Annotated in this window: 5 protein-coding genes; all 5 read right to left on the reverse strand. The window is 49.1% G+C overall.

Going from position 1 to position 7830, the window contains the following annotated elements; genetic code table 11:
- Nucleotides 1–2211: efflux RND transporter permease subunit (locus tag VIM87_RS11100; RefSeq protein WP_331997056.1), on the reverse strand; the 2211-nt coding region annotated here is incomplete at its 3' end.
- A 7-nt stretch (nucleotides 2212–2218) separates the two neighbouring features.
- Entirely contained in the window at nucleotides 2219–3541 is a 1323-nt protein-coding gene (locus VIM87_RS11105; protein ID WP_331997057.1) for a TolC family protein, read from the reverse strand.
- 248 nt (nucleotides 3542–3789) lie between these two features.
- On the reverse strand, nucleotides 3790–4611 hold the full coding sequence (locus VIM87_RS11110; RefSeq protein WP_331997058.1) for a helix-turn-helix transcriptional regulator: 822 nt from the start codon (nucleotides 4609–4611) through the stop codon (nucleotides 3790–3792).
- Between the two features lie 159 nt (nucleotides 4612–4770).
- Nucleotides 4771–6012 carry a hypothetical protein gene (locus VIM87_RS11115; RefSeq protein WP_331997059.1) on the reverse strand — a complete coding sequence of 414 codons (1242 nt, stop codon included), beginning with the start codon at nucleotides 6010–6012 and terminating at the stop codon, nucleotides 4771–4773.
- 160 nt (nucleotides 6013–6172) lie between these two features.
- Nucleotides 6173–7830: RagB/SusD family nutrient uptake outer membrane protein (locus VIM87_RS11120; protein WP_331997060.1), on the reverse strand; the 1658-nt coding region annotated here is incomplete at its 5' end.

Raw genomic sequence — 7830 nt, forward strand, 5'->3', positions numbered from 1 at the left:
GATCTGATCCACGGTTAATCCCAGCTGACCGGCCTTTACCCTGTCAATATTCAGCTTAACACCCGGGTACTCCAGCGGTGTAGCAATCTGTACATCCCGCAGGTAAGGGATCGCCTGCAATTTTTTATTCAGCTCACCGGCAATCTTCCGGCTTTGGGAAAGGTTCTTTCCCATAACAGCAATCTCAATGGGGTTAGCCGTTCCCATGTTCACCACTTGCTCCACCATATCGCCCGGCTCAAAAGATAATGTTGCCGCTGGGATCTCCTTTTTGACAGCGCTCCGCAATGCTTCTTTAAAACTTTCAATGGCCATACCGGCGCCGCTCTTCAATTTTATCTTTGTTACCGATTCATGCGGCCCGCTTGTCCAGAGGTGGATCAGGTTCACCGGGTAGCTGGAAGGCTGTACACCTACGAATGCAGAGCTGATCCCGATCTGGCCATTGGAAATACTATCAGCAAGGTGCAGCAGCTGCTGGGTAGCCGCTTCCGTTCTTTCCACCCGGGTACCTGCGGGTAGCCGTAACCGTACCTGCGCCTGGCCGGCATCCGTTTTCGGGAAGATCTCCGTACCCAGGCAATAAAATCCGATCACCGTTAATCCCACTGCCAGCACCAGGTACAGCGGGGTTGTCCAGGACGCATTCTTTACAAAGCCTTTAAGCCATTCCTCATAACGTATCCGGAAACGCTGGAATCGTTGGGCAGCATGCGCTTCTCCCTCCCGGATGCGGTCTTTCAGCAACCAATGAGAAAATACCGGCACCACTGTTTGGGAAAGTATAAAAGAAGCGATCATCGCAAAACCTACTGCCAGCGATAAAGGCAGGAACATGGCGCCCGGAATGCCGGTCATAAACAGGGCCGGTACAAATACGGCGATCACGCAAAGCAGGATGAGCAGCTTTGGCAGCGCAATCTCCCGGCAGGCATCCCAGATCGCTTTTGATTTTGATTTTCCCTGCTCCTGGTGATGATGTATATTTTCAATCGTCACCGTTGCTTCATCTACCAAAATACCAATAGCCAGCGCCAGGCCGCCCAGCGTCATCACATTCAGGGTTTGCCCGAAGATCCTCAAACAAATAATAGCCGACAACAGCGCCAGCGGAATAGTGATCACCACAATAAGCGCTCCCCGGAGATCGCGCAGGAACAGCAACACCATTAACCCGGTAAGCACTGCGCCGAGGATCCCTTCCGCTGTCAGGCTTTTTAATGAATTGATCACATAGCCCGACTGGTCAAACGTATACGTTACTTTAATATCATCCGGCACCGCTGCCTGCATATCCGGCAAAGCAGCTTTCACTCTTTGCACCACGTCCCAGGTGGCAGCGTCGGCACGTTTGGTAACCGGGATATATACCGACCTTTTTCCATTAATGAGCGCATAGCTGGTTGTTACATCGGAGCCCAGCTCCACATTGCCTATATCCCTTACATACACCGCCGGGCCCGCGCCCAGCTTCAGCGGTATATTCTCCAGCTCCTTTACATTCTCCACCACGGCATTCTGAGAAGTGATCAGGGTCTGATCGCCCTCCCGGATGTTACCGGCCGGCGTAATGCTGTTAGACCTGGCAAGCGCCTGTACCACGTCATCCGGCGACAGGTTGTAGTTCCGGATCTTTTCCGGATCTACTTTTATGATCACTGTTTTCTGGTTACCTCCAAAAGGCGGCGGGGCCGATACACCGGGCAGCGTTGAGAACATGGGCCTTACCTTAAAGAGCGCCAGGTCCTGGATCTCGCCCAGGGAGCGTGTTTCAGAAGTGAACACCAGCTGCCCCACCGGTACGCTGCCCGCATCAAAACGGGTAATAAAAGGAGGCACGGTACCGGGAGGCATGAACGCACGGGAGCGGTTCACATAACCTACCACCTCCCCCATTGCCTGGCTCATATCCGTACCCTCGTTAAATTCTATTTTGATGATGGTTGCACCCTGGATGGATTTTGATTCAACATACTTTACCCCGGTTACATACAAAAAATGGTATTCATAGTACGATGTAATAAAACCTTCCATTTGTTCCGGAGAAAGCCCGCCATAGGGTTGCGCCACATAGATGGTGGGCAATCCCATTTTAGGGAAAATGTCAATTTTCATGTTCTTAATGCTCAGCCATGAGAAAAAGACAATCCCTATAAAGGCTACCACCACCGCCAGCGGCTTACGCAATGCCATTGCTATTAATCGGATCATATCCTTGCTAATTAACCTGGTTTAAGAATAAATTAAGGTCCCCATTCACAGCTGCTTTAAACAACAGCGCTTTCCACACAGCCATATAAGCGGTTTTATTATCCGCGGCTGCTTTTACCAGGGCATACTGTGCCTGCATCAGGTCCGCAAAATTGGCCAATCCGGATTGGTAGCGGGATTGCATGGCCTTATACGAGAAGCCGGCAGATTCGTAATACAGCGGTGTTTCTTTCGATATCAACAGTGCAGTGCTAAAGGTAGTATCGGCCAGCTGATCCTGTTTCCTGACCTGCAGCGTTACCTCGTTCAGCTTTTCCTCATCAGACCGGATCAGCAGATCCTGCTGCCGCACCTGTGATCTTATCTTTGCAAACTGCAGGATGGGAATGCTTAGCTGCAAGCCTGCACCGTAATTGTATCGTTGAAAAGCCAGGCCGTCTGCAGCTTTCACATTGCCGCTATAATCAATTCCCGAACCTCTTGCATAGGCAGTGCCCCACATGCCCAGGGTGGGCATAACCGTTTTTCCCAACACTTTTTTGCGGGCTTTACTCAGTTCAATGTTGGAGTGATAAAGGGAAAGCAACGGGTTTTTCACCGTATCTGCAGGCACATAAGCAGCGGGTAACTTTGTAAAATAGCTGGTATCGGTAACAGCCGGTACATTGTCCATAGCCAGCAGCCCCGAAAGTGTTATGATCGTTTGTTCTTTATACTTGCGGCTGTTCAGCAATTCCACCTTTGCCTTTGACATTTCTGCTTTCAGCAAGGCTGTATCTACACCCGGCTTAATGCCGTTTACCACCAATGATCTGGCGATTGATAAAGTTGCTTCCGTACGGACAAGGTTTTCCTGGTACACTTTCTCCAGTTCAGCCGCAGTAATAATATCGAGATAGGCGTTGATCACCCTGATCTTATGCTGAAATACTTCATTCCCTGCATCTGCCCGGGCATGCTGCATTCCCGCTTTGGAAAACTCCACCTGGGAGCTCCGTTGCCCAAAAGTCAGCGGCTGCCAGTTCAGCAACAAGCTGGTAGCGCTGCCAAATACGCCATCATAATGGTTAGCTGCGGAGGGCGGGCCGCTGATAGGTACCAGGAACTGCGGATATGCCATACCGGTAATGTTGTTGTAGGTGGCATAATTCACCTGGTAGGCGGCATCCAGTGAAGGAATAAGCGTGTTCCTGCTGGTGGTGACCGCCTTTTCGGCTGCCTTTACCTCCCATGCCTTGGATCTTAATAATGGATAGTTGTCCTCCGCCAGCTGCAACAGCTCCCTCAGTGTACCTGTTGATGATTGCGAAAAAGTCCTCTCTGTGTTCATCAACAGGCAAATGAAACATAATAGCCTCAACGGCATGCTGTACATATTCGTTTATTTAAAAGGCAGTGATAATTCATCAAACTTTGGAAAAAGCAGACTATAGGGTAAATGCGCTACACCTGCGGTAATGGTGGTGAGCGCAAATATTGCAAATAACCGCACCGTTTTATGGTATATTTGAAAATATTGTGGTATTAATATAAAATTAAAGCGGCATCAGTGTTGGTATAATTGAAAACATGACGGTATCAACCGTTCTTCCGGAATGAAAGGGGAGTTTGCCCGGTTTTGCGCTTGAAGTATTTAACGAAGTGCGACGGATCATTGAAATCAAGCAAAAAAGAAATTTCAGCGATCGTATTATCTGTATACAGCAGCAAGCGTTTGGCTTCACTGATAATAAATTCAGACAGCACATCCTCCGAAGACTGGTTAACCGCCTTGCGGCAGGCCGCATTTAAATTTTGCGGAGAGGTGCTAAGCTTTTCCGCGTAGTAGTGTACTTTATTTTTTACTGTTTGCTCAGCGTCAAGCAGCGAAAGGAACGACTGATACAGATTAGCGGAAACCGCTGTTTTTCCGGTAAGGGGTTCCACATCTTCCAGCACATGGGCCAGCAGGGCTTTCAGCAAGCCTTCCGTTATGTGAAAAGCATATTTCCCTTCTTTTTTATTTGTTGCCGTAAGCAGCTCAAAAAGCATATTGGTTGTGGCGCTATCTTTTATGAAGATGCAGCTTTCCCGGCTGATCTGTGTAAAGAGGGATTTCAGCTCACTGTCCAGGCTTTCCTCGATGAATGCCTTTTTGATGATGATAACAAACCCATCCGGCTCACTCTCCAGCTCCCAGTAATGCACTTTGTCTTTCCGGATGAAGTACATAACCGGAGGCGCCACCTCAAATTTCCGCGAATCGATATAATGGTAACCGTTGCCCTGCGAAAGGTACAGGATCTCGAAGTAGTTATTATGCTTATGGGGCGTAGTTTTCCTGATCTCTTTCCTGAACGGGGCAATCTTGATCGGCTTACCCGACTCGCTTTTATCTTTTACCTGTAATTTAGTACCCATAGAAATTTGCTCACAAAGAGATACCGTAAAACGCTTTGACGGGTCAATTTACAATGTTTTCCGGGTTTCAGGTAATAGAACAAACAACGCTAAATAACCGGCACATTCCCGCCGCTTATTTAGCGTTGTTTATTTACAAATATGGTTAGAAGATGGCTATCAGTTGGAAACCAGGGTGGTTATGCTGGATGCAGGCAGGTTGATCCCGAAAGCATTATTTGAAATACTAAGGGTGCTGGATGCCAGGTTCGATGAGCTGGTGGTTACATAACGGTTAAAGCTGTTAACCGTTACCCCGCTGATGGTAAAGGGCTGATAGGTGATTGCGGTATTGGTATTAATGGCAACGATCACAATTTTTGAACCGCTCTTGTAAGCGGTGGTATATATGCCTGTAGTGGGATTCGCAGGACAGGCAATTTTCGTATATCCCGGGCGGATGTATCGTGCAAAGTGCGCCATAACATAACCGACTTTAGTGATGTTGCTGCTCTCATCTATCGGCCCATAGAACCGGCGTATGTACCACCACACATAAGCAGCCCACCCGGCCGTCATACAATCGTGGATCTCTTTGGCCGCATTCATCGCGTTCGGCCAGTCGTTACCGCTGATGGATGAATTGGTGTAATGCTCCGTCATCCATACCGATTTACCGATGCTGCCTAAATTATACGGCGTTTTACCATAAATATGCCCGCTTACAAAAAGGGTTTTGGACTTTGCTGTAGCATTGCGCAGATAAGTATTAATAAAAGTCTGGTCCATATTAAATGGCTCCGGGCACATAATGGGTGCGCCGCAATTATCGCCCTGGGCAGCTACAAAATTGGCTATCTCCGTGGCGGAGGCATGCATCCAGCCGGAAGCCATATAGTTAGGCTCATTCCATGGCGACAGCGCATAAACGCCCCCTACCGCCTGCGTATAGGCCTTTAGGTGAGCAGCATAGCTGCCCCATGCGCTGGCTCTCAGGTAAAGCCCGTCCATCATAGATGAAGGCGCATTCCAGGCGGTGGCAATCACTTTCGCTCCAAAACTCTTGGCGGCATCAATGGTGGGTTTTTCAGCGGCAAACTGGCTGCTGGTAGTGGGCACCATCACGCGCAGAATGCTCATACCAATTCCCGTGCTGGCAGAAAAGGCTTTTGTCCGCTGGTCTGCCGTTAAGTCGCCTATCCATATTGGAACGCTCATGCCTCCAAAGCCCTGGATGGTTTGTTGTACCGTATTGGCATCAATTGTGGCAGTTGCCAGTATACCAACATCAGCGCTTTCCGTAACATTTCTTTTTTTACCATTGAAGCTTGCTTCATTTAAATGCTGCTTGGTGCAGGAGGAAACCATTAAGCCGAAAAGGAATGGGATTCCCAGGCTTCTGAGGAAAAGGTTTGTTTTCATAGTTAATTTGTTAATTGGGTTTTCTTTCATGGTTTTTCAATTTTGAGGTTTGTAATTCAAAAACGTGGACGTTCTTATAATTGCCGGCGGCAGGTCCGCCGGCAATTTGAGAACAGGGGTTCAAACGATGTATGGTTGAAAATCTTACTGTGCTTCCTGCTTAGTTTCCATACCAGGGGTTCTGCGGAAACGCAGGGCCTTCAGTCACCAGGTCTATCTGCTGCTGGGGGATGGGTCTTAACATGTGCTCCGGTACAATGTTGGCCGCTGCTTCATCATTATACTGTTTAACCCTGGCAACAAGTGTTTTCGTTCTTGAAAGATCGTACCACCTGTTACATTCACCATAGAGCTCTCTTGTTCGCTCGTCAAGAATAAAGTTCAGCGTTACCTGGGCCGGCGTAATAGTTTGTGCAGCCACCGCAGCGGCATATTGAGCGGGAGTTTGCCCGGGTTTTAGTGCAGCCCTGATCCTCAGCACGTTCAGCATATCCGCAGCCTGCTGTAGTGTGCCGCCGCCTTTCAGCGCGGCTTCAGCTGCGATCAGGTACACTTCCGAAAAACGGAACAGGATATAAGGCCTGTCAGAATAGTCGTTCATATCAGCTCTTGTGGAATCATCCCATTTGCGCAAAGAAGGGAAAAGCAGGCTGGTGTAAGGCACCGTTGCACCGGGAAGATAATCCGGCTCAAAAATAATTCCTTTGAAAGCCGCTCTTTCGGCCGGCGTAACCACCTTGTCAGCTATCCAGATGGCCGTATCAACGCCATTAACAAGTGTACCGCGCGGTGTAGCGGCGCCCGTAGTACCTTTAACAGAACCCGGTACACTGTTGGATAGCCAGATGGTTTGAAAAGTACCATCATACCGGGAATCAGTAGCCCTGTTGGCAAAAGCCACATCCAGCACATAGCGCATATTGGGCCTTATCCTTTGCCATGGACGCCCGTTCTGCACGTCCCGCACGCAAACATAAGCCCCGCCTGCGGCGGGATAGCTGGCATTCACGGTAGGATAGTTCGGCCGGAAAAAGAAATTGGATTTATTCTCTTTCAGGTTGCTCGCGCCTGTACCTGTCTGGGAATTCTCACCAAACTTCAGGTCTTTGTTATGGTCAATGACCATGATCGTTTCCCGTCCGTATTCATTGCCTTCCAGGAAGCCCTGGGCAAAAACAGGCCACAGGTCAAGGCCGTAAACACCTTTATTATCAATAATGCTTTTAGCAGTATTAAAGGCATCGGTAAAGTCAGTTCCCTTGGCGGCAGCAGACCATCCACGCCATAAATACGTTTTTGACAGCAGGTACAGCGCAGTGGCTTTATAGGCTGGTTTGCCCAACCCGGGAGCCGGCTGGTCAGGCAGCTGTGCTGCAGCATCCTGCAGATCCTTTATGATCGCATCATACACTTCGGCCATTGGCGACCTGGCATCGGCTGCTGTTACTTCGGTACTGAAAGTAAGATGCAACGGCACATCTCCAAAGGTGGTCACCAGCTGGAAATAACAAAATGCGCGAAGGAATTTTGCCTGGGCCAATAGCTGCGCTTTCTTGCCTTCATCCATCTGCGCATCGGGGCCATATTGCAGCACCCCGTTAGCAGTGTTAATGTCTATATACATACTGTTCCAAAAGCCGCTATAGTCGTTGGTATTACTCTTCATCAGGGATGAGTAGGTAAAGTTGTGCTGCACATCAGCCGCACCGCCCCTGATCATTTCGTCGGTTCCACCATTGAATAATTGTGTAAAGATCTGCGTGCCCCAATGACTGCGGAAAGAGGAGTAGATTCCTGCAACCCCGCCATCCAGGCCTT

This window comes from Chitinophaga sp., assembly GCF_036569125.1.
Lineage (GTDB): Bacteria > Bacteroidota > Bacteroidia > Chitinophagales > Chitinophagaceae > Chitinophaga.